Below are 25,889 nucleotides of genomic sequence, written 5' to 3' on the forward strand. Positions count from 1 at the left end.
AATTCCAGCCGGCACCGCGTACCCCCACACCGCACCCCGACATCCGAGAAGGACCATGCGACGCCACAGCGCCCAGCTCACCCACCACCCCGCCGTCCTGCCCTGGCTCGGCGCCAACTTCTGGTCCCGCACCGGCGGGCCCCTGATGTGGCGCGACTACGACCCCAAGACGGTCCGCGCGGAACTGCGGGTGCTGCACGAGCACGGCCTGACCATGACCCGGTCGTTCTTCTACTGGCCCGACTTCCACCCTGCGCCGCACCGCATCGACGAGGCCCTGTGCGAACACTTCCGCGACTTCCTCGACGCCCACGGCGAGACGGGCATGGCCACGGTGCCCACCTTCATCGTCGGGCACATGTCGGGCGAGAACTGGGACCCGGCCTGGCGCGGGGGCCGCGATCTGTACGAGGACGTGTGGATGGTCGGCCGCCAGGCGTGGTTCGTGTCCCAGATGACCCGCCGCTTCAAGGACCACCCGGCGGTCACCGGCTGGCTCATCACCAATGAGATGCCGGGATACGGCCGCGTCTACCAGGTGGATCCGCCCTCCTCCGAGGTGGTGACGGCCTGGGCGCAGGCCATGTGCAACGCCGTGCGGGCCGCCGGCGGCACCCAGCCGGTCTCGCTGGGCGACGGCGCGTGGGGCATCGAGGTCACCGGCCGCGACAACGGTTTCTCGCTGCGCGAGACCGCCGAGTACATCGACTTCGTCGGCCCGCATGTGTACCGCTCCGACACCGACCGGCCCCGTCAGCACCTGCGCGCCGCCTTCGAGTGCGAACTGGCCTCGGTCACCGGACACCCCGTCGTCCTGGAGGAGTTCGGCCTCTCCACGGACACGGTGTCCGCCCGGAACGCGGCGATCTACTACCGGCAGACCCTGCACAACTCGCTGCTCGGCGGGGCGACGGGCTGGATCGCCTGGAACAACACCGACTACGACGATCTGTGGGACCGCTCGCCGTACGACCACCACCCCTTCGAGATGCACTTCGGCATCACCGACAGCACCGGGGCCCCGAAGGCCCCGCTGCTCGAACTGGCCCGGTTCGCCGAGGTGTTGAAGGCCGTGGACTTCGCGCACTGCCGACGCGCCGACGCGGAGGCGGCGCTGGTGGTGCCCGCCTTCCTGGAGCGCGGCTACCCGTACAGCAGGCCCGCCGACCGACCACTGATCTTCACCTCCCTGCACCAGAGCTATGTCGCCACCCGCGCCGCCGACCTGCCGGTGGGCTTCACCCGCGAGGCCGACGCCCTGCCCGGCGAGGCGGCCCTGTATCTGCTGCCGGCCACCCGTCAGCTCACCACGCGCACCCGGCGCGAGCTCGAACACCGCGCCCACGAGGGCGCCACGGTCTATCTCTCGTTCTGCTCCGGTGAGCACCCGGGAACCCGCGGCCCGTGGTTCGATGACCTGGACGGGCTGTTCGGCGTCGAGCTACAGCTGTCCTACGGTGTCGCCGAGCCCATCGAGGACGATGTCCTGGAGATGACCTTCACCGACGACTTCGGCGGGCTGACCGCGGGGGACACCCTGCGCTTCCCCGTCGCGGGCAACGAGGACAGCCGGGCGTACCTGCCGGTCCTCCCCGGCGACGCCCGTGTGGTCGCCGTCGACGCACACGGCCGGCCCGCTCTCCTGGTGCGCGACACCGGACGCGGCCGCACCGTGCTGGCCACCTACCCCCTGGAGCACATGGCCGCCCGCACGGCCCGCGTCAACCCCGAGGAAACCCACCGCCTGTACGCGGCGCTCGCCGATGTGGCCGGGGTCCGGCGCCCGGTGACCATCGACAGCCCGCACGTCGGCGCGGACCTGCTCGTCCACGAGGACGGGCGCCGCTTCGTATGGCTGGTCAGCCAGAGCCCCGTGGAGCTCACCGTCCGCCCCGCCGCCGACGGCACACTGCACGATCTCGCCTCCGGCGAGCCGACCGCCGACGTGACCCTCCCTCCGTACGGCGTCCGTGTCCTGGAGCTGAGGTGACCGATCACCTCTACCGCGACCCCTCCGCGCCCGTGGCGGAGCGGGTCAGGGATCTGCTGGGGCGCATGACGCTCACCGAGAAGGTCGGCCAGGTCAACCAGCGCATGTACGGCTGGAACGCCTACGAGCGCACGGCCGACGGCCACCGGCTCACCGACGCCTTCCGCGCCGAGGTCGCCGCGTACGACGGCATGGGAGCCCTGTACGGGCTCCAGCGGGCCGACCCGTGGTCCGGTGTCGGCTTCGCCGACGGCATCACGGCCGCGGACGGGGCCCGGGTGGCCGACGCGGTGCAGCGGCATGTCACGGAGAACACCCGGCTGGGGATACCGGTGCTCCTCGTCGAGGAGGTTCCCCACGGCCACCAGGCCCTGGACGGCACCGTGCTGCCGGTCAACCTCGCCGTCGGCGCCACCTGGGACCCCGAGCTCTACGAGGCCGCGTCGGCCGCCGCCGGGGCACAGCTGCGGGCACGGGGCGGCCATGTGGCGCTCGTCTCGGCCCTCGACCTGGTGCGCGACCCGCGCTGGGGCCGCGCGGAGGAGTGCTTCGGCGAGGACCCGTACCTGGCGGCCCGGCTCACCGAGGCGTTGGTGCGGGGCATGCGCGCCGCCGGGGTGGCCGTCGTGCTCAAGCACTTCGCCGGCCAAGGGGCCACCGTCGGCGGGCGCAACAGCGCGGCCACCGAGCTGGGCGCCCGCGAGTTGCACGAGATCCATCTCGCGGCGGCCCGGGCGGGCGTGAGGGCCGGCGCCGCCGGGGTGATGGCGGCCTACAACGAATTCGACGGCCTGCCCTGTGTCGCCAACCGGGCGCTGCTGACCGAACTGCTCCGGGACCAATGGCGGTTCGAGGGCATCGTCATGGCGGACGGCCGCGCCGTCGACCGCCTGGTCCGGCTCACGGGAGACCCGGTGTCCGCGGGCGCCCTGGCCCTGAACGCCGGATGCGATCTGAGCCTCTGGGACGCCTGCTGGCCGAGGCTCGGCGAGGCGGTCGCGCAGGGGCTCGTCGCGGAGCGGACCCTGGACACCGCCGTGGCCCGGGTCCTGACCCTGAAGTTCCGCCTGGGCCTCTTCGACCGGCTCTCCTCGCATGCCGAGGCGCCCGGGGAACAGCATCGCGACCCGGGCGAGCTGAGTGAACGCATGGCCCGCGCCTCGATCACGCTGCTCGCCAACGACGGAGGGGTCCTGCCGATCACACCGGCGCCCCGCCGGATCGCCGTCCTCGGCCCGAACGCCGACTCGATCGCCCAGCAGATCGGCGACTACACCGCGCCGCAGCGGCCCGGCTCCCACCACGTCACGATCCTGGAGGGCATCCGGTCGGCCGCCCCGCCGGACACCGAGGTCACCTATGCGCGCGGGTGTGAGCTGGTGGGCGGTGATCCGTCCGGTGTCGCGAAGGCGGCCGCGCTGGCGGCGGCGGCGGACATCGCGGTGCTCGTCCTGGGCGGGTCCAGCGCCCGGTCCGGCGACACCGTCTTCGACTCCAACGGCGCGGCCGTCGTCACCTCCGCCGACCCAGCGGACACGACCTGCGGAGAGGGCGCCGATCTGGCCGATCTGCGCCTCCCCGAAGGGCAGTTGGCTCTTCTGGACGCGGTGGCGGCCACGGGTGTCCCGGTCGCCGTGGTGCTCGTACAGGGCCGTCCGCACGCCGTCCCCGACCTTCCGGGCACCGCACGCGCCGTGCTGAGCGCCTGGTACCCGGGCCCGTGGGGTGGACGGGCCGTCGCCGACGTGCTGTTCGGCGCGGCGGAGCCGCAGGGGCGGCTGCCGGTGTCGGTACCGAGGTCGGCCGCGCAACTGCCGGTGTTCTACAACGCCAAGGACCACGGGTACCGCGGCTATGCGGACCAGCCCGCCACCGCCCGGTACGCCTTCGGCCACGGCCTGTCGTACACCACGGTCGCCTACGCGCCACCGCGGCTGTCACGCGCCCGTGTGACCCCCGACGATCCCACCCTCACCTGCCGGGTCACCGTGCGCAACACCGGCGAGCGGCCGGTACGCGAGACGGTCCAGCTCTATATACGGCGGCTGTCGGGCGGTGCCTCCTGGCCCCGCGTACGCGAGCTGCGCGGATTCGCCCGCCTCGAGCTGCGCCCCGGGGACGAGGCCGACGCCGTGTTCCGGATCGACGCCGACACCCTCGGCTCCGTCACCCGGGAACTCGGCCTCGCCGTCGAACCCGGGACTCTCCTCGTGGAGACCGGGCCCTCATCCGACCGTGCCCAGGGGGCGAGGCTGGTGGTCGCGGGCCCGGACTGATCGCGGTCGGGCCTCCCGGCGGTGCGGCGGACGTGGCCGCGGCAGGGCGCGGCCACGGTCCCCGTCGGCTATCCGGCCACCTGACATCGGTTCCTCGCGGTCAGGCTCGGCGGGCGCAGGACCCCAGGCGATCGGCGAGCGCGGTGACGAGGTCGCGCAGTTCATCGGGGCGCTCGATGACGAACGGCCGGTCGAGTGCGGCCAGCACTGGAGGCAACCAGTCGAGCCGCTCCGCCCGCAGCTCGACGCGCAGCCAACGCTCGGTCGCCTGGTCCTGGCCTGCCCCGGGCTCGTGTTCCTCCAGGTGCGCGATGCCGGCGGGCAGGTGGGCGCGGATGTGCTCAACTGTCCCGTGGATCCGCAAGGCCACCTCATGCCGGTACTCGGCCGTGGCGAACGCCGACAACACGCGCTGCGCCGGACCGGGACCCACGGGCGCCTCGAATGAGCCGGGCAGGGTCCGCGCGTCCGCGATGCGATCGAGACGGAAGGTCCGGTCCTCGCCGATCCGGGCGTCCTTGCCCGTGACGTACCACCGGCCCGCATGGGCGACGATCCCGTACGCGTGCAGCGTGCGTTCGGTGCGCCGTCCGTCGCGGTCGGTGTAGCGGATCGAGACCGGCCGGCGGTGGCGTACCGCATCGGCGACCGTGAGCAGGACCCCGGTGTCCGGGGTGTCGAACTCCCCGGGCTGTTCCGTGAAGGCCAGGGATTCCAGGAGTGTGTCGAGCCGGCGGGCGATGTGCCTGGGCAGCACCCGCCGGATCTTCGCCGATGCCGTCTCGTTCGCCGTGTGCTGCGCCGTCGTCAGCCCTGCTCGGCGGCCGGCGACCAGGCCGAGCAGCACGGCCAGCGCCTCGTCGTCGCTGAGCATGAGCGGAGGCAAGCGGTACCCGGGAGCGAGCCGGTACCCGCCGTAGCGGCCGCGCACCGATTCCACGGGCACATCCAGGTCGATCAGTTGGTCCACATACCGCCGCACGGTGCGCCCTTCGACGCCGAGCCGGTCGGCCAGTTCGGCCACCGTCCGGGTGCCGCCCGACTGCAGCAGCTCCAGGAGTGTCAGCACGCGGGCAGTGGGTCGGGACATGTGCACAATCCTACCTGAATAGAGGACCGATTCTGTCCACTATTCCTCCTAGTCTGCGCAGTGCACGCCTCCAGCACAGCCAAGGAGATCTCCATGGAGTTCGTCTCGATCCGCATCATCACCAGCGACGTAGCTCGCCTCGTCGAGTTCTACGAGCGAGCCACAGGGGTGCGGGCGACGTGGGCCACCGAAGTCTTCGCCGAACTCAAGACCGCCGGCGCCACCCTCGCGATCGCCGGCACCAGCACCGTCCCGCTGTTCGCCCCGGGCTCTGCCCGCCCGGCGGCCAACCACAGCGTGATCACCGAGTTCCTCGTCGACGACGTGGACCGCGTTCACCAGAACCTGACCGGCTTCGTCACCGACTTCGTCAATGAGCCCACCACAATGCCCTGGGGCAACCGGTCGCTGCTGTTCCGTGACCCCGACGGCAACCTCATCAACTTCTTCACCCCCGTCACTCCAGCGGCCATCGAAAAGTTCACACGCTGACGCCACGCGAAGCCGTTCACGCGGGCGGCCGCCGTGAGTGCCAAGGTGGCCGGCACGTGCCTTCGCCGCACCGGGTCGCCCCCTCCTCGCGGGCCGGCCGGGGCGATGGCGCTGACTCCCTTCCGAGGACGGGCTACGCCATAGCTGCAACGGGCCAGCGCGGGCCCGTGGCGGCGTCCCGGCACCAGACGTACTGCCGGGCCGGCTCGACCGTCATCCCGAAGTCGTACAGCGTCGGTTCGCCCTCGCTCACCCACCAGTCCCACGCGGGCTCCAGCTCGTCGGCGAGGCGCCGCGGGCCGCCCTGGTAGGCGGTGGCCCGACCGTCGGGGAGCGTGGTGAGCGTCGCCCACGACGCGACGCCGTCATGGAGCCACACGTTCACCCCGTCGTCGTCCACGCCCGTGGTGACCCGCACGTCGGGCAGCTGGACGCGGAGTGCGAACAGCAGGTGTGGGTCCTCCCTCAGCGGGCGGAGATCCCGCCCGAAGGGCCGCTCGTCGTCGGGTGGGCCGTCGCCGTGGATCTGCCGCCAGCCGAGCGCCGACCGGGTGCCGCGGGCGGGCATGAACATCGCGAGCCCCTGCATCCACCCTGTGGCGGAGCGGCCGTCGTCAGCGACGGTGAGGGCCACGTGTCCCATGCGGCCCCACGGGGTGACGATCCGGCCGCCCGGCCGTGTCTGCTCCACCCACGCCCACGGCACCGTGGACACGGCATAGGTGGAGATCAAGCGGTCGTACGGCGCACCGGATGGCCGGCCTGCCGCGCCGTCGCCGATCTCGACGGCCACGTCCGCGCCGGCCGCCTTCAGCCGACCGGCCGCGGCCGTCGCCAGCTCGGCGTCCACCTCGACGCTCACCACACGCCCCGGCCCCGCCCGCTCGGCCAGCAGAGCGGCGTTCCACCCCGTGCCCGCGCCGAGCTCCAGCACGCGGTCACCGGGCTCGACGAGAAGCGAGTCGAGCATGTCCACCACCACGCCCTGCGCCGACAGACTCGACGACGGCACGCCGTCCGTCACCTGGGTGACCGCAGCCGTGTCCGGGGAGGCGTAGACCTCGGCCGCCCACTGTTCGGGGTCGGCATCGCGGTCGACCGGGATGTAGGCGTGGCCGTTCCAACGCCAGAGCCGGTCGGGGGCGAAGTGGTGCCGCGGCAGCGCGTCGACGGCCTGACGGATCCATGGAGACCGGGCGGGCCATGCCCCACGCTCGTCCATCACTTCCGCCAGGCGGTCTCGCTGCTCGTCGTACTCCGTCACTTCTTGTGCTTGCCGTTCCCGGGAGGCGGTGGTGGCACCTGGCCGTCGCTGTTCCCCGGCGGCGGTGTGCCCTGGCCCGGGTCGGGCTCGGGCTTCTCATGCTTGCCTGCCATGGCTCCCCCCTTCGATCCGTGTGGATACGAGGGTCATGCTGGCGTGGGGACAGGTCGTGCGGTAGGGCGTACGGATGTGCTCCGGGTGAGCGAGCCGGGGTGCGTGCGCCTGCCCGCGGCCGCGCGCCGGCGATCTGGCCGGGCACCGCGCGTCGTCGCCCAGCCGCCGGCACCGGGCGGCGGCCGGCAGTGCGGACCGGCTGGAGTCAGGGTGCACGGAGACACCGAGGGCCAGGGCCGTATCCTGAGGCAGGCGATGCACGCACTGCCGATGCGCCCGCAGCCGCCCGTCGCAGCCGGGCTCCGCCCCACCCCGGGTACCAGGTGCCCGGCGAACGATCAGGAGTTGACCGGTGATCAGTCTGGCCGCCGTGGGGGGAGTGGCCCTGGTCGAACTGGGCATGGCCCTGACTCCGGGACCGAACATGATCCACCTTGCCTCTCGCGCGATCACCCAGGGCCGCAGGGCGGGCCTGGTCAGCCTGAGCGGGACCGCCGTGGGATTCCTGTGCTACCTGCTGGCCGCGGCCGCGGGTCTGTCCGCGTTGTTCGCCGCCGTGCCGCTGGCGTTCACGGTGGTCAAGCTCGCTGGGGCCGCCTACCTGGCCTACCTGGCCTGGGGCATGCTCAAGCCCGGTGGCCGCTCGCCCTTCTCCCCGGCCCAGGACCTGCCTCCGGTCTCCGACGCCCGCCTGTTCTCGATGGGGCTCCTGACCAACCTGCTCAACCCCAAGATCGCTCTCATGTACGCCGCTCTTCTGCCCCAGTTCATGGATCCGCAGGCGGGCCCGGACTGGGCGCAACTGCTCCAGCTCGGTAGTGTGCAGATCATCGTGGGGATCTCCGTGAACGCTCTGATCATGCTGGGCGCAGCACGGGTGTCGGGATTTCTGGTCGGCCGGCCCCGCGTGATGACCGCTCAGCGGTTCGTATCGGGCGGCTTGCTCGGCGTCTTCGCGCTGCGCACCGCCCTGTCCCGCACGCCTGTCTCGGCCTAGGCGTTTCCTCCGGACCAAGCCCGTGATGTCCCTGGTCAAAAAGATCTCGGAGCTCCCGGACGGGCGGCCTACGCTGAGCCCCGTCCGCACTATCTGGGAGAAGCATGACAAGCAGGTTCACCGAGTTGGTCGTTGACTGCCACGATCCGGAGAGACTCGCGGCCTTCTGGTGCGAGGTCTTGGACTTCGAAGTGATCGAGCGGAGCGAGGGCAAGGTCGAGATCGGCTCCTGGGTGCCGACCGTCGAGGATGTCCAGGCTCGCCAGATGCCGCCCACCCTGGTATTCATCCGTGTGCCCGAGGGCAAGACGGTCAAGAACCGGCTTCATCTCGACGTCAGCCCTGTCGACGGCAGCACCGAGGACGAGGTGAGCAGGTTGCTCGGCCTCGGCGCCACCAAGACGGACGTGGGTCAGGGCCCAGACCGGAACTGGGTGGTCATGGCCGACCCCGAGGGCAACGAGTTCGACGTCCTGCGCACCCTCGCACCGCAGGTCTAGGACCTGTCGTCAAATGATCTCGCCTGGTGGATCATGGTCCAGGTTGTCCGCCGGCAGCGAGCAGGCCCTGCGCCCTGTCGCGCACGCGTCCAGGCCACTGGAAGACGAGCCTCGCTGAGGGCTTGTCGAGCACGTCGCCGGTCGGCAGTTGCCCGTTCGGGGTGCCGGCCGGGTGGATGGTCAGCGGCGGGTAGCCGCTCTCGCGCACCATCTGGTCCCAGGTGCGCACGCGGTCGGCGAAGCGCTCCGCCAACTGGTCGGCTGCTGGTCCGTAGGCGTGGATGAAGAACTCGGTCAGGCGGTCTGCCGGGTCCGGGGCGTCCTTGATCTTGCGGTGGGTCAGGTAGGCGAGGGAGCCGTCCGACAGCATGGCCGCCGCGTCCTGTTGCGCGATCAGGGTGGAACCCTCCGGGGCGGCCAGGCGGCAGAACCCCGGCAGCGTGGTCGCGGCGTAGATCTGCAGGGTCTCGAAATTGAAGATGCCGCGGACGACGAGTCCGGTGGTGAGTTCGCGCCGCGGTCCGCGCAGCGCCTTCTCGAGCCCGGAGGTATCGCCAGGCTCACCGTCTTCCCACCGCACCGTGACGTCGCCGCCGGCCAGGGGGACGGCGGGGGTGGCACGGGCGGCGGCACCGCGGTCCCGCACGAACCCGCAGTACGTCCAGTGCTCGCAGTGGAGCACGTCACCGCGCCGGACCAGGGTGAGGGAGCGGGTGTAGCCGCCCATCGCCAGCGGAACGACCAACCGCGCCCCCTCGGCGAGTTGCTCTCGCCACGCCGGGGCGACGTCCGACGCGTTGTGCGTGATCACGATCCCGTCGAACCCGTGGACGGGGACCTGGCCGGGGGCACCGAGACCTCCGTCGCCGAGGACGGCGGTGACCCGACCGCTGCCGGCTTCCGCGCAGAGCCGCTGCGTGCGGTGCACCACGTACGGGTCGACGTCCACGGTCACCACGCGCCCGCGCTCCCCGAGGACGTGTGCCAGGAGTTCGGCGTTGTACCCGCCGGAGCCGACCTCCAGGACGGTTCCCCCGGGCTCCAGCCGGAGTTGTTCGATCATGTCGGCCTGCAGCCAGGCTGCGGAGACGGAGCTGAGCGCGGTCCGGGGCGACTCCCGGACCGTCACCACGGCGAGGTCGTCATGGTAGGCGGCCTCCAGCGGAGCCTCGGGGACGAAACGGTGCCGGGGAACCTCGCGCAGCGCGGCCCGGACCCGGGGAGAGGGCGCCCAGCCCTTCTCGGTCACGAGGTCCGCCATGCGCTCGCGGAGCCGCCCGGCCTCGGCCGGCTCTCCGGGCACCGGCGGGATGGCAGTGGAGCACGCGTAGGAGTGAGTGGGCGGCAACCCCGGAAGCACTCCGGGCCATACCGCGGAAAGGGCCTGGGCGCTGGGCGCGAAGATCTTCCCGAGGGTGCCCAGAGTGTTCACGTCGTGCCACTCCCATCGCACGAAGCGGTGCGGCTCGCGCAGGCCGAGTTCACCGCTCCAGGTGGTGACCCGGACCACGGCGGTGACGCGGCGCACGTCGAGGCGGTCGTCGTGGAGCACGGTGATGACGTGGGCGTCCTCCACCCGCGCCATCAGCCCGGTCTCCTCCGCCAACTCCCGTACGGCGGCAACCTGCGCGGCCTCGCCCGTCTCGACGCGGCCTGCGGGCAGCTCCCACATGTCCCGGGTTGAGCGGCCCAGCAGGACCCGGCCGGACGCGTCGGTGACCACCACCGCGGCACCGAAAACGGCCTGCGGCTCGGGCCTCAGCTTCTCCTCCGCGCTGAACGAGCCGGCCGGCCCGCGCAGGACCAGCAGAGCCAGGCCCTCCGCGTCGAATCGCTCGGCGTGCTCGAATCCGTCGGTCAACGCGGCGAGTTCCCTCTCGTCGAGCGCGGCGTGGCGCCGCTCGTCAGCGGTGTGTTCCACGACCGGCGTGATGATGACGAGCACCCCGCTGTCGCGCAGCCGTGCGGCCAGGCGCCGCAGGACACGGGCGCGATCGCGGATGAAGGCGATGCACAGCCGCAGCACGACCAGGGCGTAACCGCCGTCGGCGAGGTCGGCCAGATCGTCGTGCTCCACGTCCAGGCACAGCCAGCGCACCCCTGCCACTCCGGTGTGCTCCGCGCGGGCCCGCTCCAGCGCGCCCTCGGCGAAGTCCACACCGTCCACGGTGTACCCGAGGGAGGCGAGGTAGCCGGACAGCTCGCCGGTGCCGCAGCCGATGTCGAGCGCACGGCCGCCCTCGGGCGCCGGCGCGTGTTCGACGAGCAGGTCCCTCTCCTCGTCCCCGAGCCGCCGGAAGCCTCGCCCGCCGCCGTAGTACTCGGACCAGTCGTTGCGGGTGTATCCCACAGGTCGCTCCTCGATGGTGAAAGACGCGATTGGTGGTGCAGTGTCAGGACAGGCCGGAGCCATAGAGGGCGGCTGGCTGCCGTGTCGGCAGCGCCCAGTGCCGGTCGTTGCATCAGGGCCTGCCACCCGGCCAGGGGCAGGACACGGACTTCGTCGTGCTCCTGCGGATTGAGGGTGATGCCGCGGATCTGAGCCGCGGTGAGACGCCCGCCGTCGAAGACCATGCCGATCGTGCTGTACGGCCACTCGGCGCCGGCAGCCCGTACACGGTGGCCAGCAGCCGGGGCGGCCCGGACACGGTCAGGCCGGTCTCCTCCCGGCATTCGCGTACGGCCGTCTCCCACGGCCGCTCGCCCTTGTCCATGGTGCCGCCGGCCTCGTACGTCCGCAGGCTTCCGTCTCTGGTCGACCGGTAGCGGTCGTACTCGGCGGGTGAGTTCGGCGGGGCGGCTGCCGCGTACAGTGCCGTCTTTCCCGGAGCCGGGCCCGGGAAGGGATTGTCGGCGTAGGTCACGTGGAAGCTCCCTCGTCGAGCGGGCGGGGGGTGGGGAGGTGCCAGGACAGCCGGCCGCACGCCGATACGACCCGCTGACCACCGTCCGGCTCGAAGAGGAGGCGGTAGCGGCTGGGGCCGCCGGCCACCCGCCACCGGACGGCCAGATCCTGGAGTTCCTTCCAGATGTCGCGCGGACCGTGGATGGTGACATCCCAGCGACTGCGCCCCACCGGCTCCACCCGTAGCCACGAGCCGCAGCCGGGCGCGCCGACAGACAGGTGCTCGGCGCCGAAGTCGCGCACCAGCCCGCCGAGGAGGTGGTCCGCTGCCAGCCACAGGCCCCGGTCGGTGTCCGCGGGCGGCGCCAGCATGCTTCGCTGGGTCCAGGTGCCCTGCTCGGTGGCGATACGCTGCCGGAACTCCTTGTCCAGCCAGATCCGTTCTATCCCGTGACCGGCCCGATGAGCGAACTCTACGGCCCGCAGCTCCGCCGTGACCTGCCCGGCGGGGGTGCGCTCGACGACGGCGAGGGCGGGCCAGGACGGGGACGCGCTGGTGACGTGTACCAGTAGGCGGCCCCCGGGGGCCAGTTGCTCGACGAGAGCCGTCGGCATGCGCCCCACCGCGTATGACACGAAGATGCGGTCGTACGGCGCCCGCGCGGGCCACCCCGCATCCCCCTGGCCGCACACTACGTCCGGCCGGAAGCCGAGGCCGGCCAGCCGGACCGCGGCTGCGTCGGTGAGATGCCGGTCCCGGTCGAGGGTGACCACCCCCTGGTCGCCGCAGACCTGGCAAGCCACCGCGGCGGTCACCCCCGTGCCCGTCCCCACATCCAGCACCCGCTGCCCCGGGCGCAGATCAAGTTCCTCCAGCAGCTCGGCGGTCAGGCCCATCACCGTCGACATCGACGTGATCGACGCCCCCGACCGCGTCCCGCGCACGCGGCCCAGCAGGGGCTCCCCGTCGTGCTGGACCAGCACACTGTCCCCGCCGTACAGCAGCCCGAGCAGCTCAGGGCGGTCCTGCGGCGCCGACCAGTCCAGCAGCTCCCACCGCGGAGGCTCCTCGCCCGGGGCACTGCGCCGCACGTACGCCTGCGGCATCAGCACCTCGCGGGGCAGGGCCAGCAAGGCATCGCGGACAGGCCCCGGCCCCAGCACCCCGGATTCCTCCAGCTGGGCAACCATCGCTGCCCGGGCGGCGGCAGCCGGACCCTCCGCCGTCTCCGACGACGGCTCGCTGCCTGCCGGCCGTGCGACGTGTCCTGGTGCCTGGACTCCGCCGGGGGAGCACGTATCCAGGGCGCTCATTGGTCGTGCCACCCCCTCTGCGAATACGAGCTCCCGGCGAGCACTCCGTCGATCGCCTGCCGGGTGTAGGGCACGACGGCGGGCGGCAGATCCTTCGGGTTCCACCACCGCCACTCCACGCACCGGTCGGGTTCCAGGACGGCCGGGGTGCCGGACCAGGCGCGGGCCCGAAAGACGAGGCCGATCCGCGGACGCCTCCCGCCGCAGGGTCGCCTCCACGCTGACGTCCTCCACGGTGCGGCCGCCCCCGAGGAGAGCGAACCTGCCAGGGGCCCAGATATATTCACGCTGGTCCCGCAGGTGGAGCAAGTACCTGCCGTGGCCGTCGTGGATCAGAGCGGAGGCGTTGACCGGCTCCGGCCGCCCGTCGAGGCCCTGGCCCCGGGCGTCCAAGAGCTTGGCGCGCAAGGTCGGGGACCTGACGTCGGCGAACTCAAGCCACCGGACGCCGACGACCTCATCGTCCTGCAGCAAGAGCTGCGGGTGCTGCTCGGGCACGAGGTAGAAGACGAAGCGGAAGTCGAAGTGCTGGTGTTCGTCCTCGCCCTTGGCCGGGTTGGCGTCGATGTCGTGGACGTCGATGTCGATCGGAGCGTCGACGAACTGCGGAGTAAGGCACAGATCGCCCGGCCGGAGGCCGGTCTCCTCGCACACTTCCCGCAGCGCCGCGGCCAGGAGGCTCCGGTCGTCCTCGACATGGCCACCTGGATTGAGTAGCAGCCCTGTGGCCTTGTGACCGATGTGCAGAACGCTTTGCTCCCGGTCGATGACCGCCGCGCTGCAGGTGACGTGACCGGGGAGCGTGGCACGGCCGGCCGGGTTGTCGGCGCGGTCCAGGAGGGACAGCAGCCCGGCGAGGGATTCCCGCTCGTGTGGGTGCCGGGCCAGGTACGCCTCGACAGTCGCGCGTATGTGGGAACAGGTGAGCGGCATGTAATCACCTCGGGAAGACGTGGGAGCGTCGGGGAGGTCCTCGGCGACAGGGGCGGATGCTTCGGCAGGGTGTGCTGAGGGGGCACCGGGGCTGCTCATGCGGGGGTCTCGCGCTTCTCGCCGTCAGGCCCGGACGTGATCTGGCAGGGCAGCAGCTGCCGGAAACGGTCCGGCTGCTGGGAGAGCTGGGGGTAGGTGCCCTCCCGGACGATCCCGCCGTGGTGAGGGGCTTCTCCTGGAAGGCGGTGAGCGTCGAGGAGCGGTACTGCGGTCCCTCCTTCTGCTCTCAGGTGTTTCGATCTTGGCATCCATGGCAACTGCAGAGGTCAATTGCCCTCCTCTTGCGGGGGTGCGATCGGATCGGCGCTGCCAGGGTCAACGAGGGGAACGGCGAGATCGAACACACGTGTTTAAGACGAAGCTGCTTCCGCGGCATCTCGGGGTGGCGGATACACGCACCCCGGATTCGCGCGGCTCCAGTCCGCTGCCCGTGTGGCCGAAACGCTGAGACCGGTAGGGAAGTGGTCCGCTGCTCGCGGTGAAACCGGAGCCGGCCGGCCCGGCGCCTACACCCTCACCACTCACCGCCTCACCGAACTCCGAACCCCGAACCCAGAACCCCGAACCCCGAACGCCGAACGCCGAACGCCGAACGCCGGGCAATGGGCATCTTCCTCGCGAGGCAATGGGCACCTCCCTCGCCGGGCCCTGGCCCCGAGCCGGCCGTAGCCCGGTTCGGTCCTGGCCCCACCGGCACCATCGGCCGCGACTTGCGGGTCCAGTGCCAGGAGCCCGCCGGCCTCGGCTCCGCGGCGCAGCACGTCGCGGAGCATGGCGGGGGTCAGGGTGCGGGTGGACATGTTGCGCTGGCTGGGGTGGTAGCCGCCGATCAGGTGCAGTGGCCGTCCGTCGCCGGCATGGGTGAGCATGACCTCGGCTCCGTGTCCGAAGGCCGGGCGCGGGCGAGGCGTCTGCCATCCCGCTTCCGCGAGCACCGGCAACAGCGCCTGCCAGGCGAACGCGCCGAGCACCACGATCGCCCGCAGAGTGGGTCGCAGCAGTTCCAGCTCGCGAGCGAGCCACGGCCGGCAGGTGTCCCGCTCGGTGGTGGTGGGCCGGTTGTCGGGTGGGGCACAGTGCACCGGCACCGTGATCCGCACCCTGCACAGCCCCAGCCCGTCGCCCCGGTGGGTGGCGGTGGGCTGGGAGGCCAGTCCGATGTCGTACAGGGCGGCGTACAGTGCGTCGCCGGAAGGGTCGCCGGTGAAGATGCGCCCGGTGCGGTTGCCGCCGTGCGCGGCCGGCGCCAGGCCGACGACGGTCAGCGGTGCGTCCGACGGGCCGAAGCCGGGCACCGGACGCGCCCAGTACTCCCAGTCCCGAAACGCCCTGCGCTTGACCCGCGCGGCCTCCTCCCGCCAGGCCACCAGGCGCGGACAGGCCCGACAGGTCGCGATTACCGCGTCGAGTTCGTCCAGCGAGCCCGTGCGGGGAGCGGTGCGCGCGGGGAAGTCAGGTTTCTGCGTCGTCCGGCGGTTGGTGCGCATGCTCGGCCTCCTCCTCGTCGTTGGTCGCACCCGGGCGGTGGCCGGGCGCTCCCGGCTGCTGTTCGACCGGCTCGCGCAAGGGTTCGTCGATAGACTTGGCATGGCAAGACACCCGTATGCAGTGCGGTACGAGCCGTCCACCGGCTCCGGGCCGGGGCGGCCGATCTGGTTCGGAGGGTGCCATCATGGTCAAGCAGATCACCTACCGGCGAGTCTACGAAGAGACCTCTCCTGCCGACGGCAAGCGTGTCCTGGTCGATCGTGTCTGGCCACGGGGCATGCGCAAGGAGGAAGCGCACCTGGATGAGTGGTTGCGCGAGGTCGCCCCGTCCAGCGATCTGCGCAAATGGTATGCACACGAACCCAGCCGTTTCACCGAGTTCCGCCGCCGCTATCTGGCTGAACTGCGCGATGCCGGGCACCGGCGGGCCGCGGAGCATCTGCGGGACATTGCCGCGCACGACAGGCTCACGCTGCTGACCGCCACCCGGGACGTGGACCACAGCCAGGCCGCCGTCCTGGCCGAATGGCTGGCCAAGAAGCAGTGACCGGCGCATCGACTTCCGGGCCGGCAGGGCCGCAGATTTTGATCGTCGGTGGCGGGACGGGGTATGAACATGGCGTTGCTGCTCCGGCGTGTCTCGTGGCCACCGGCAGGCTACGGTCACCATCCTCGACGCCCACTCCCACATGACCTACCAGCCGCTGCCGGCCGAGGCGGCCGCGGGCAGCGTCGAGGCACGCCCTGTCGTGGTGCCGCTGCGGCAGGCCCTTCCTTGGGCGCACGCGATCGTCCGGGAGGTGATCTCCATCGATCACGCGCAGCGGATCGTGTACCTGCGCTCCGATGATGGCGATCCGGTGTCGCTGGCCTACGACGTGTCGGCGCTGGCGCCGGTCCCGGTCTCCCGGGCCTTGACGCCCCTCGGCCTGGCCGAGAACGGGACCGGTGCCAAGACCGTCGTCCAGGCCATCCCTCTGCGCAACCACGTGCTCGCCTGCCTCGACGAGACCGCCGCAGCGGTCTCACCGCGCAGACGGCAGGCGGCGCCGACCTTCGTCTTCGTCGGTGGCGGTTTCGCCGGAGTGGAGGTCCTGGGCGAGGTGCAGGACGCGGCCTGGGACGCCTGCACCCGCTACCCGGAGATCCAGCCCATCCGGATGAAAGGGGTGCTGGTCGAGGCCACCGACCGGATCCTGCCGCAAGGCGGCGGGCGCCTCAGCCACGACACCACCCACCCGCTGCGGTGCCGCAGCATCGACACGCGTCTGGTGTCCGCCGAAGGAGGCCGCAGTCATCTCGACGGCCGCAGTCACCTCGACGACGGAGCCGAACTCTCGCTGACACCGTCGGTGGGTTGAGGAAAGCGGCGAGGAGGTGGCGGATCTCCTGTGGTCGGACGGCCGTTACCTGGGAACCGCAAGCCCGCTACTCGTCGGGCAGGTCGGTCTTGCAAGGCACGCGCTCGCTCGCGGCGACCAGCCCAGCACACCCATTCCCGCAGTGCGGAAGCAGAGGGTTCGCGATCACGGAGAAACCTCACGGGTGTGGAAGGCGCGGCGGACGGTCTCGGCCAGGGCGTGCTTTCGGCGCTCGTGGTCCGGTGGGGGGGTGTCCTGCGCGGTGCCGGAGGGGCCCACATCCGACCAAGTCAGCGCCATGGACGTCACCAGCGCGAGAAGATCCTCTGCCAGCAGCGATGACACGACTCGCCCGTCGCGCTGGGCCTGCGTGATGGCCTGGAGCTTGGCGCCCGTCTCCGGTGCTGCGGTCGCGGTGTTCGTGGGCGTGACTCCCTCCAGCCGGGCCCAGGCGGCAAGCCTGATCAGTTCCGGTTGCGCGAGAGCGGCTTCGTAGAGCCCCGTGGCGTACTGGGCGAGGTCGTCGGCAGTGAAAGGGACCGAGTCGACGACGGTTTCGGAGTGGGCGCGGAAGACGGCGTCGAAGAGGCCGAGCTTGTCACCGAAGTAGGCGTACAACCGAGCTTTGTTGATACCCGCAGCGGCCGCGATGCGGTCGACGCGGGCACCCGCGATGCCGTGGGCCGCGAAGTCGGCGGTTGCGGCGTCCAGCAGGCGGCGGCGGGTGTCTTCACTCTTGGGGTACGGCACAGCCTCATCATACAAACCAGTTAGTTTTCATCCCGCCCTCTATGATGTATAAGTGAAAACGAACTAGTTAGTTTCTGTGATCGGATTGGATCGTTTGCATGACTGTGCACGCGTATGCGGTGGAGCGGGCGGGTGGCCCTGTGCAGGTGCGTCAGTACGAACCGGAGCCGCTGGGACCTCTTGAGGTGGACATCTCCGTGACCCACTGCGGCGTCTGCCACACCGATATAGGCATGATCGACAACAGTCACGGGATCTCACGGTTCCCGGTGGTAGCGGGGCATGAGGCTGTCGGGGTGATCACGGCATTGGGTGACGCCGTGGACCACTCCCGCCTCGCTCTGGGACAGCGCGTGGGAATCGGCGCGTACGCGGGGTCGTGCTTCGCCTGCGACTGGTGCATAACAGGCCGCCAGCACCTGTGCCCGGCCGGCGACGCAACCGTCTTCCGCGGCGACCGCGGCGGGTTCGCCACTCAACTCCGCGCCAGCGACTGGCGGCATGTGCACCCGCTCCCGGACGTCATCACCTCCGAGCAGGCAGGACCGCTGCTGTGCGCCGGTGCGACCGTTTTCTCGTCCATCGTGCGTCACGATGTCCGACCCACAGACCGGGTCGCCGTCGTGGGTGTGGGCGGTCTGGGCCACCTGGCTATCCAGTTCCTGGCCAAGTGGGGCTGCCACGTCACCGCCGTCTCCAGGAGTGCCGAGAAGGCGGACGACGCCCGCCGTTTCGGCGCCCACGCGGTCGTCACCCCCCACGACGGGTTCGAGGACCTGGCCGGCTCGTTCCGCTTCGTACTGTCCACTGTCTCGGGCGATCTGCCGTGGGACACGTACCTCAACGCGTTGCGTCCTCAGGGAACCCTGTGCGTGGTCGGCGTCCCTGACAGCAGCTTCACCGTGCACCCGCTCAGCATCCTGACGGGCGAAAGAAAACTCGCGGGAGGCCTCGCGGGGACGCCCGCCGAGACGCGGCAGATGCTTGACTTCGCCGCGCGCCACGGGATCCGCGCCGCCACGGAGACATACCCGGTCTCCCGCATCGACGAGGCACTCGACCACGTCCGCCGTGGTCGAGCGCGCTACCGTGCCGTCCTTGAGATGTGAGCGTCGTAGGCCACTGCCCTCGCCGGTGTCCGCTGGAGCGTCGAGGAGTGCTTCCAGGCCGCCAAGGGCCAGGTCGGACTCGATCACTACCAGGTCAGGCACCGGACCTCATGGCACCGGTACATCACCCTCGCCATGCTCGCCCTGGCCTTCCTGACCGCCCTCGCCGCCAACTCGGCCTCCGACCGACCCGCTCAACCGGCTCACTCAACCCGCAGCCGCCCCCTGACCCAGCTCACCGTCCCGGAGATCCGACACCTACTCGCCGCCGTCTTCGACCCGCCAGCCGTGTCAGCCGCGAAGCTGCTGCACTGGTCCAACTGGCGGCGACAACATTAGGAAAAGGGCACAAGCACATCCGTCACCGCAGCCCGACACCTCCCTGTACGGCTGGATGGATGAGACCCTTGATAATGGGAGGCCAAAAACCAATGAGCTGACACGATAGCAGGGGTTCGCCAGTGAAACTCGGGGCGGTACACGGTGAGCTAAGCCCAGAAGAGTGGCTCGAGCGTTTTCAGCGAGCCGCGGAAGCCAGCATGCGCAGCCAGTTCACCACGGAAGAAGATCGCGGCACCTTGCGGGAACTGGCCCTCGATACTCGCGAGGACGGTGTATGGGCAACCGTGTCCTTTTCCATGGCCAGCCATCCCGGGATCACTTTCATCCGTAGCCAGAGGATTATGCCTGACTTGAGTGCGGAGGAGGATCCGGATTTCGCAGCGATGCTGCTCGGAACCCACGTGATCGAGTGGTTCTACACAGAGGCCAAGCGGAAGACCCCTGACGCCGATGGCATCATTCGGAACTGACCTACGGACCGACTCTCAATTCCCTTGCCTCGTGATGCTCGGCTGGCACCACCCGCTGCCCGGTAATCGCGTCCCTCGGCCAGGTGTCGGTCATGTACTACGCGAAGCCCGCCCTGCGCCATCTGTCCGCGCAGTCCCCTCTGTCCCGGGGCAGGCGTCTGTGCCCAGCCTCAAGGGGCAGGTAAATCGAGCGGATGGTCGAGAGGGTGAGTGCTGAAGAGGCTGAGCGCCAGGAGGCACTCGCGTCGCGGGTGCGCAATGAACTGGCCGCTGCTGGCCTTCCTGTGCTCACGCCCGGTCTGGATGGCGTTCTGGCCAGTGGCGCGGAGGTGGAAGTCGACGGTGGGGCCGACGCGGCCGGTGGCGTGTATGTGGGCTGGTTGATCAGCCCTCGCCTGCGGGAGTGCACGAGGCGTGCCTTCCGCCTTCGGCTGCTGGACGATCCGCTGCTGCGCCACTCCAGCGAGATCGCGGCCGCGATGTTGCGAGCGATGGCCGCGATCCTGACGTCTGCCGGATTCGCTGCTGAGGATGCGCATGACGAGTACCGCTCTCACCAACTGCGGGTGACCGATGGGCCCGCCCAAGCCGTACCCATGTGGGTACTGCGAGACGAGGAAGTGACCATGTCCAGCTGGCAGGCAGCCAGTCCGAGCGAGAGTGCCGACTGACTTTCGCGGTTGCTGGAACGGGTGCACTGCTATCGGGCCTTGCAGGGGCGGCAGGCGGCCGTCGGGAATCGTGCCCGGACCACGGTCGCCCCCTGCTGAGAGCGGTCTTCCCGCCACTGGCTGGTGGTGGTGCCGTTGGGGCAGGTCACCTGGCGGGTCTCCCAGTCGATGGTGAAGCCGGCCTGGGAGAAGCCACCGCTGTCCTTGGTCTGCCAGCTGGTGGAAGCGAGGATCGAACCCACCAGATCGACCCTGTGATCCCGGCGGGCGGTGACCACCTCCCGGGCTGTCGCGTAGCCGGCGTCAACCAGGTGCCGCTCGGGCAGGAGGCGCCGCTCGGCGAGGTGAGCGTGGATCGGGGCGATCAGACGTACGGGCGGCGGGGGACCTGCCCGTCGTCGACGAAATACTGCTGGATCCACATCTGCCGCAGCGCCCGGACCAGCTCCCGGCGTCTCCCTGGATCAGCCTGTCCCTGAACTCGGCGAGCACCGAGTGGTCGAAGCCCGCAGCGGTCAGCTCCAGCCCCAGCAGGTACTTCCAGTCCAGCCGCCGGCGCACCGCGTCCGCGGCCTGCCGGTCCGAGAGACCCTCGGCGAACTGCACGACCGACACCAGCGCCAGCCGGCCCGGCGATCACGCAGGCTCCCCCGGCTCGGGTACAGCCGGCGAAGTCAGCGTCCGAGAACAGCTCGCCCAGCTCGTCACGGACCCGCGTGGCCGGCTGCCCTTCAGGAATGCGGCCCTCGCCACCCGGGCCGTCTCCTCCGGAACCCCGCCGATCTTCCTCGTGTGCAGCGACATCGACACCCTCCCCGAACGCGACGTCGGCCCTCACGACCACAACGGGTCATGAAGGCCGACGTCACGCTCGCCTGGGATTCGCCAGCAGTGTCTTCCGGATGCCGGGGCAGGCCATTTCGCTGGTGCGGGGCCACCTCGCTTCGGCGCCACCCCGTCGTATCTCTGCGTCGACCTCTGTCCGACCGTACGCGGCATCGTGGCCCAGCCTTTCCTGCTGGGAGCCGTTGTGGAGGGCAGGCCCGCACATGGGAAGCCGCACTGCCGGCTGTCCACCTCAGGAGTGGCGTTCGCGGGTGGATCCGGCAGGCGGTCGGGTCGCGTGGCGGGCGCTCAGCGCCTCGTCTCGTACCTGGTAAGGATCACGCCGCAGGGAAGCGTCCGCGTCTCCACCAGGTTCAGGTTCACCCAGCTGTCCAGCACGGTGAAGAACGGCGTGCCGCCGCCCACCAGGACCGGCGCGGTGGCCAGCAGGTACTCGTCGATCAGCCCGGCCCGCATGGCCGCCCCGGCGAGCGTCGCACCGCCGATGTCCATCGGGCCGCCGTCCTCGGCCTTGAGCCGGCTGATCTCGGCGACCGCGTCGCCGGTGACCAGGCGGGTGTTCCAGTCGACCTTGTCGATCGTCGAGGAGAACACCACCTTCGACATGTCCCGCCAGCGGCGCGCGAACTCGATCTCCGCCGGGGTGGCGTTGGGCTGCTGGTCGGCGGTCGGCCAGTAGGAGCTCATCGTCTGCCACAGCTTGCGCCCGTACAGTGACAGGTCGGTCGCCTGCAACTGGTCGGACCAAAACTGGAACAGCTCGTCGCTCGGCACGCTCCAGCCGATGTCGTCGCCGGGCGCGGCGATGTAGCCGTCCAGGGTCAGGTTCATGCCGTAGATCAGTTTCCGCATGGCCGCAGCCTTCCGTGAGTCGGTCTCACGCGTACAGACCGTCGCGGCGCGGGAAACTCATCGGTTCAGCGTCCCGGCTGACGACATCACCCCCATCCCCGGTGAGGACTACTCCACACTGCCCACCGAAGGGGGGATCGCCGGGCGACAGTGGGTGGTGGAGAAGCTTCGCGAGTACCCGGCGCCCCCGCGCCCGGCGTCCCCGCGCCCGGCGGCGCCGTAATGGGCTTCGCAGAGTGGGTGCGGCGCTGGCACACCGGTGCCCCCCGGTGGTACTTGGTCCTTGTCCTGCCCAACTGAAGCTGTGAGTGGCGCCCCTCAGCTCGTGGCCCCGGCCGTGGCCAGTGTGCTCGAACAGGTTCGAGACGCCCCCTGCTGAGAGCGCTCTACCGTCACCACCTGCGGTGATGACTTCACGAGCCCCACACGGTCGCGTCATCTGCGGAAGCGGAAGCGGAAGAGCCAGGGGCTGTCGGCCGGGCCACGCCCGGTATCAGAAGCATTCGTCGAGGAGCTGGTAGAAGGCAGTCTTCGCCGGATCGACGCGCTCCGCGCCGTACCGCTCGACGAAGCGCTGTACGCAGTGCGGACCGAACCACGGATCCTCCTCGCGCGAAAGCTCGCGCATCGCGAGGGCCAGGTCGGCGTGCCGGTCGGCGCGGCCTGGCCGGCCCACGTCGATCAGCCCGGTCAGCTTGCCCGTCTCCGGGTCGAGCAGCACGTTGTTGGGGCACAGGTCCCCGTGGCAGACGACCAGGTCCTCCCGGGGCGGGCGGGTGCGTTCGAGTTCGGCTCGAAGTCGCCATTCCGGCCAGCCTGCCCGTTCCTCCTCCAGGTCCTCCAGGAGGTGCATACCGGGGGCGATTTCCGCCTCGGCGCGGCGCGGGTTGCGGGAGATCTGTGGCTCGATGACACCGAAGTGGGCGGTGATGCCTGGTTCTACGAGACCCGGATCAAGGGCACGTTGCGGTTCTGTGTCCGCGAGGTCGGCCGCGGGGCGATGTTCAAGGGCATGACGTGCGGGGATGCCTACTTCTCGGGGGTCCGGGTGGGTGGCGTCGCCTCCTTCGAGGGGGCGGTCATCGACGGGGAAGCCGCCTTCGACGGCGCGGTCTTCGAGGGTGGTGCCGACTTCGGGAAGATCCGGATCACCGGCCGGGCCTGTTTCGACGGTACGCATTTTCACCGGAGCAGAGCCTGCTTCAACGGGGCGGACATCGGCGGGGACATGCCGTTCGCCGAGGCTCACTTCGCGGCACAAGCCACGTTCGACGGGGCCACGATCGGCGGTGACCTGTCGTTCTCCAGGGCCCGGCTGGAGGCCGGCGTGGGTTTCCGGCGGGCGGTGTTCCGGCGTACCGCCGGGATCGGCCCGCTCGTCTGCCCGGGGACAGTGGACTTCTCCGACGCCGTGTTCGAGGCCGCGGTGACGTTGGAGGCCGCCGCGCGGAAGGCGCGCTGCCGGCGGACACGGTGGGCGTCCACCGCCGCGCTGCGGCTGCGGTACGCCAGGGTGGATCTGAGCGACGCCGTAGTGGAGTTCCCGGTGACCGTCGTCGGTCGGCCCCGCCCGTTCGTCTCACCGGAGGGTGAGGTGATCGCCGAGCCGGTGCTCACCGATGGCCGGGTGCGTGTCACCTCGGTCAAGGGCGTGGACGCCGCGTATCTGGTACTGGCCGACGTCGACCTGACCGGCTGTCTCTTCGTGGAGGCGGTCCACCTGGACCAGTTGCGGCTCGAAGGCCGCTGCGTCCTGTCGCCACCACCCGCCGGGCTGCGCTGGATACGCCGCCAGACTCTCGCCGAGGAACACCACTGGCGGGCGACCCGGTACGGTGACGGCTGGACGCCCGCACCACCGGGTGTCGAGACGCATGAACCCGCTGTGCTCGCGCCGGTCTACCGGCAGTTCCGCAAGGCGCTCGAGGACGGCCGGAACGAGCCGGGCGCGGCCGACTTCTACTACGGCGAGATGGAGATGCGCCGCCACGACTCCACGGCGTCCCGCGGCGAGCGGACGCTGCTGAGGCTGTACTGGGCACTCTCCGGATACGGGCTGCGCGCCGGGCGTGCCCTGGCCTGGCTGGTCCTGGCGATGACAGCCACTGTGCTCGCGATGATGCTGTGGGGGCTGCCGCAGGGCGATTCGGACCTGGTCAGTGCGGGGACCACCGACGGCCGTCGGGTAACCCTGACGACCAGGAAGCCGGCACCCGTCAACCCGGAAGGGCCGTACACAAGGCGTCTGTCGTCTGTGCGGTTCGAGAAGTCCATGAGGGTGGTGGCCAACTCGGTGATCTTCCGGGCCTCCGGACAGGACCTGACCACCACCGGGACGTACGTCGAGATGACCGCCCGCCTCGTCGAGCCGGCCCTGCTCGGGCTTGCCGTCCTCGCCGTGCGCAGCCGCGTGAAGCGATGACACGGTCACCGAACCCCACGCCCATCCGCGCGGCCTCTTGGTTGGAAAGTGGCCGGAAAGGAGAACCACACGTCGGTGAGTTGTTCCGGCAGTTCCCACCGACGGCGGCGTTGGCGAACTTCGACTGGTTGGAGAACCCCATGGGCGAGTGTTTGTGCTCGCCGGAGAGGTCGTCGGAGGAGAGGTGCCCCCGGTGGTGGAGCGAGGCTGCTGACACGCGTCACTTCAGCGGGGCTGTCGCCGGCGTGGTGTTCGCCTGTGTCGCCGGCGTGGTGCTCTCCTGCATGTCCTCCAGCGGGCGTCCCTTCGTCTCGCTGACGAAGAAGAACACGAGCAGCCACGAGAGCAGGGCCATGAACGCGTAGACCGCGTAGCTTCCTGCCAGGGAGACGTCGCGCAGGCTCGGGAACGAGAAGTTGAGCAGGACGCCTGCGAGCCAGTTGGCGGCGGCGCACGCCGACAGCGCGACGCCGCGTATGCGGTTGGGGAACATCTCGCCCAGGAGGACCCAGACTGCGGGGCCCCAGGAAACCGCGAAGGCCACGACGAACACGTTTGCGCCGATCAGGGTGACCGGCCCCCAGACTCCGGACAGCGTGGGCTCGCCGTCCGGGGTGACGGTGGCGGTGGAGAAGCCCACCGCCACCGTGACGAGGCTCGCGAACATGCCTGTTGATCCGGCGAGCAGCAGCCGACGGCGGCCGACCCTGTCGATGAGGAGTATCGCGACCACCGTCGCGGCCACGTTCACGAAGGAACTCAGTACCGACAGGGCGAACGCCGCCGACTCGTCGAAGCCGACCGACTGCCACAGCGATGTGGAGTAGTAGAAGATGACGTCGACGCCGACGAGGGCTTGTAGGGCGGCGAGCCCGATCCCCACCCAGATGACGGGGAGGAGAACGCGCCGTCGGTCGAGGAGGTCCCGGAAGCGGGCGGAGCGGTCGCTCCGCAGTGTCGCGGCCATGCGGTTGGTCAGTGTGGTGGCTTCCTCGTCGGTGATGCCCTGCAGCCTTCGCAGCACGTCGCGCGCTTCGGCGGCTCGCCCGCGCGCGACGAGGAAGCGCGGCGACTCCGGCACCGTGAGCGCGATGACCAGGTAGATCAGGGCCGGCACGATGCCGACGATGAACATCCACCGCCAGGCGGGAAGGCCGAGGAACGTCCGCGCGTCCGCGCCCTCGAGCGCGAGTGCGATCGAGCTGTCGGAGAGAAGGGCGGTGAAGATGCCGAGGACGATGGCCATCTGCTGCAGGGAGGCGAGGCGGCCGCGTACGTTTGCCGGGGCGATCTCCGAGATGTAGAGCGGCCCGATCACTGTCGCGAATCCGACCCCGTAGCCGGTGAGCAGGCGCCAGATCGCGAGGTCCCACAGGCCCTGGGCGAGGCCGGAGCCGATCGCGGCGACAAGGAAGACCGCGCCCGCGACCGCCATGGTGCGCGGGCGCCCGATGCGGTCGGCGATCCACCCGGCGCTGAACGAGCCGAGTGTGGCGCCCAGCAGGGTGACGGCGACGATGGTGCCGAGCCCGATGGAGTCGAGCGAGAAGTTGCTCTCGATGGCGTCCACGGCGCCATTGATCACAGCGGTGTCGAAGCCGAAGAGGAAGCCTCCGATGGCGGCGGCCACCGCCATCGTGGCCACGCGGCGGGTCAGGCGGCCGCTCTCCGTGGGGCGTGGAGGGGACATGAGAGGTCCTTTT

At 70.6% G+C, this 25,889-nt stretch carries 21 protein-coding genes and 4 pseudogenes; 12 read left to right on the top strand and 13 right to left on the bottom strand.

Features of this window, described 5'->3' with window-relative positions:
• The first annotated feature begins 55 nt into the window (after window positions 1-55).
• Both ABFY07_RS01095 and ABFY07_RS01100 read left to right on the top strand, forming a co-directional pair.
• Window positions 56-1,990, top strand: a complete 1,935-nt coding sequence (locus ABFY07_RS01095) for a cellulase family glycosylhydrolase (protein ID WP_346172573.1) — start codon at window positions 56-58, stop codon at window positions 1,988-1,990.
• A complete protein-coding gene (locus ABFY07_RS01100) occupies window positions 1,987-4,266 on the top strand; it encodes a glycoside hydrolase family 3 N-terminal domain-containing protein (protein WP_346172574.1) in 2,280 nt (759 codons plus the stop codon). Before ABFY07_RS01095 ends, ABFY07_RS01100 begins: the two co-directional genes overlap by 4 nt.
• A gap of 100 nt (window positions 4,267-4,366) precedes the next feature.
• On the opposite strand, the gene ABFY07_RS01105 is transcribed toward ABFY07_RS01100, so the two are convergent.
• Complete coding sequence (locus tag ABFY07_RS01105) at window positions 4,367-5,356, bottom strand: helix-turn-helix transcriptional regulator (RefSeq protein ID WP_346172575.1); 990 nt, start codon at window positions 5,354-5,356, stop codon at window positions 4,367-4,369.
• A gap of 93 nt (window positions 5,357-5,449) precedes the next feature.
• Here ABFY07_RS01105 and ABFY07_RS01110 point away from each other — a divergent pair, with 93 nt between their 5' ends.
• Window positions 5,450-5,848, top strand: coding sequence for a VOC family protein (locus ABFY07_RS01110; RefSeq protein WP_346172576.1), 399 nt, complete (start codon window positions 5,450-5,452; stop codon window positions 5,846-5,848).
• Window positions 5,849-5,981: 133 nt separating this feature from the next.
• Here the strand turns inward: ABFY07_RS01110 and ABFY07_RS01115 are convergent, their stop codons facing one another.
• On the bottom strand, window positions 5,982-7,112 hold the full coding sequence (locus ABFY07_RS01115) for a methyltransferase domain-containing protein (protein ID WP_346172577.1): 1,131 nt from the start codon (window positions 7,110-7,112) through the stop codon (window positions 5,982-5,984).
• Window positions 7,113-7,578: 466 nt separating this feature from the next.
• Between ABFY07_RS01115 and ABFY07_RS01120 the strand changes: the two genes are divergently transcribed.
• Together ABFY07_RS01120 and ABFY07_RS01125 are read left to right on the top strand one after the other, a co-directional pair.
• Window positions 7,579-8,223, top strand: a complete 645-nt coding sequence (locus ABFY07_RS01120; RefSeq protein ID WP_346172578.1) for a LysE family translocator — start codon at window positions 7,579-7,581, stop codon at window positions 8,221-8,223.
• A 104-nt stretch (window positions 8,224-8,327) separates the two neighbouring features.
• Window positions 8,328-8,723: a VOC family protein gene (locus ABFY07_RS01125; protein ID WP_346172579.1), complete on the top strand. Its 396-nt coding sequence runs from the start codon at window positions 8,328-8,330 to the stop codon at window positions 8,721-8,723.
• Window positions 8,724-8,754: 31 nt separating this feature from the next.
• Here ABFY07_RS01125 and fxlM read toward each other — a convergent pair whose 3' ends face one another.
• The 5 genes and pseudogenes from fxlM to ABFY07_RS01150 all read right to left on the bottom strand — a co-directional run.
• Window positions 8,755-11,073: a methyltransferase, FxLD system gene (gene fxlM / locus ABFY07_RS01130; RefSeq protein WP_346172580.1), complete on the bottom strand. Its 2,319-nt coding sequence runs from the start codon at window positions 11,071-11,073 to the stop codon at window positions 8,755-8,757.
• Window positions 11,074-11,185: 112 nt separating this feature from the next.
• Window positions 11,186-11,437 carry an NUDIX hydrolase gene (locus ABFY07_RS01135; protein ID WP_346172850.1) on the bottom strand — a complete coding sequence of 84 codons (252 nt, stop codon included), beginning with the start codon at window positions 11,435-11,437 and terminating at the stop codon, window positions 11,186-11,188.
• 146 nt (window positions 11,438-11,583) lie between these two features.
• A complete protein-coding gene (locus tag ABFY07_RS01140) occupies window positions 11,584-12,759 on the bottom strand; it encodes a methyltransferase domain-containing protein (RefSeq protein WP_346172851.1) in 1,176 nt (391 codons plus the stop codon).
• A 594-nt stretch (window positions 12,760-13,353) separates the two neighbouring features.
• A pseudogene (locus ABFY07_RS01145) lies at window positions 13,354-13,914 on the bottom strand (NUDIX hydrolase); the annotation flags it as partial.
• A gap of 689 nt (window positions 13,915-14,603) precedes the next feature.
• Window positions 14,604-15,362 (bottom strand): annotated as a pseudogene (locus tag ABFY07_RS01150) (uracil-DNA glycosylase); the annotation flags it as partial.
• A 185-nt stretch (window positions 15,363-15,547) separates the two neighbouring features.
• On the opposite strand from ABFY07_RS01150, the gene ABFY07_RS01155 reads away from it, so the two are divergent.
• Together ABFY07_RS01155 and ABFY07_RS01160 are read left to right on the top strand one after the other, a co-directional pair.
• The gene (locus tag ABFY07_RS01155; RefSeq protein WP_346172581.1) at window positions 15,548-15,910 is read left to right on the top strand and encodes a DUF488 domain-containing protein; all 363 of its coding nucleotides are present in this window, start codon (window positions 15,548-15,550) and stop codon (window positions 15,908-15,910) included.
• A gap of 88 nt (window positions 15,911-15,998) precedes the next feature.
• The gene (locus ABFY07_RS01160) at window positions 15,999-16,724 is read left to right on the top strand and encodes an NAD(P)/FAD-dependent oxidoreductase (RefSeq protein ID WP_346172582.1); all 726 of its coding nucleotides are present in this window, start codon (window positions 15,999-16,001) and stop codon (window positions 16,722-16,724) included.
• A gap of 165 nt (window positions 16,725-16,889) precedes the next feature.
• Here the strand turns inward: ABFY07_RS01160 and ABFY07_RS01165 are convergent, their stop codons facing one another.
• Complete coding sequence (locus ABFY07_RS01165; RefSeq protein WP_346172583.1) at window positions 16,890-17,474, bottom strand: TetR/AcrR family transcriptional regulator; 585 nt, start codon at window positions 17,472-17,474, stop codon at window positions 16,890-16,892.
• 98 nt (window positions 17,475-17,572) lie between these two features.
• Between ABFY07_RS01165 and ABFY07_RS01170 the strand changes: the two genes are divergently transcribed.
• The 4 genes and pseudogenes from ABFY07_RS01170 to ABFY07_RS01185 all read left to right on the top strand — a co-directional run bounded on the left by ABFY07_RS01170 (window position 17,573) and on the right by ABFY07_RS01185 (window position 20,066).
• A complete protein-coding gene (locus ABFY07_RS01170) occupies window positions 17,573-18,583 on the top strand; it encodes an NAD(P)-dependent alcohol dehydrogenase (RefSeq protein WP_346172584.1) in 1,011 nt (336 codons plus the stop codon).
• Between the two features lie 21 nt (window positions 18,584-18,604).
• Window positions 18,605-18,922: pseudogene (locus tag ABFY07_RS01175) on the top strand (IS701 family transposase); the annotation flags it as partial.
• Between the two features lie 200 nt (window positions 18,923-19,122).
• Window positions 19,123-19,395, top strand: coding sequence for a hypothetical protein (locus tag ABFY07_RS01180; RefSeq protein ID WP_346172585.1), 273 nt, complete (start codon window positions 19,123-19,125; stop codon window positions 19,393-19,395).
• Window positions 19,396-19,601: 206 nt separating this feature from the next.
• Complete coding sequence (locus ABFY07_RS01185) at window positions 19,602-20,066, top strand: hypothetical protein (RefSeq protein ID WP_346172586.1); 465 nt, start codon at window positions 19,602-19,604, stop codon at window positions 20,064-20,066.
• 29 nt (window positions 20,067-20,095) lie between these two features.
• On the opposite strand, the gene ABFY07_RS01190 is transcribed toward ABFY07_RS01185, so the two are convergent.
• The 4 genes and pseudogenes from ABFY07_RS01190 to ABFY07_RS01205 form a co-directional block, all read right to left on the bottom strand.
• Window positions 20,096-20,308 carry a hypothetical protein gene (locus tag ABFY07_RS01190; protein ID WP_346172587.1) on the bottom strand — a complete coding sequence of 71 codons (213 nt, stop codon included), beginning with the start codon at window positions 20,306-20,308 and terminating at the stop codon, window positions 20,096-20,098.
• 61 nt (window positions 20,309-20,369) lie between these two features.
• Window positions 20,370-20,681, bottom strand: coding sequence for a transposase (locus ABFY07_RS01195; protein ID WP_428836826.1), 312 nt, complete (start codon window positions 20,679-20,681; stop codon window positions 20,370-20,372).
• Window positions 20,682-21,200: 519 nt separating this feature from the next.
• Window positions 21,201-21,764, bottom strand: coding sequence for a dihydrofolate reductase family protein (locus tag ABFY07_RS01200; protein WP_346172588.1), 564 nt, complete (start codon window positions 21,762-21,764; stop codon window positions 21,201-21,203).
• 493 nt (window positions 21,765-22,257) lie between these two features.
• Window positions 22,258-22,611: pseudogene (locus ABFY07_RS01205) on the bottom strand (phosphotransferase); the annotation flags it as partial.
• Between the two features lie 72 nt (window positions 22,612-22,683).
• On the opposite strand from ABFY07_RS01205, the gene ABFY07_RS01210 reads away from it, so the two are divergent.
• Entirely contained in the window at window positions 22,684-24,186 is a 1,503-nt protein-coding gene (locus tag ABFY07_RS01210) for a pentapeptide repeat-containing protein (RefSeq protein ID WP_346172589.1), read from the top strand.
• Between the two features lie 220 nt (window positions 24,187-24,406).
• On the opposite strand, the gene ABFY07_RS01215 is transcribed toward ABFY07_RS01210, so the two are convergent.
• Window positions 24,407-25,876 (bottom strand): sugar porter family MFS transporter, encoded by a 1,470-nt coding sequence (locus ABFY07_RS01215; protein WP_346172590.1) that lies wholly within the window; start codon window positions 25,874-25,876, stop codon window positions 24,407-24,409.
• Window positions 25,877-25,889: the final 13 nt, after the last annotated feature.

Source organism: Streptomyces sparsogenes subsp. cuspidosporus (assembly GCF_039532705.1).
Classification (GTDB): Bacteria; Actinomycetota; Actinomycetes; order Streptomycetales; family Streptomycetaceae; genus Streptomyces; species Streptomyces sparsogenes.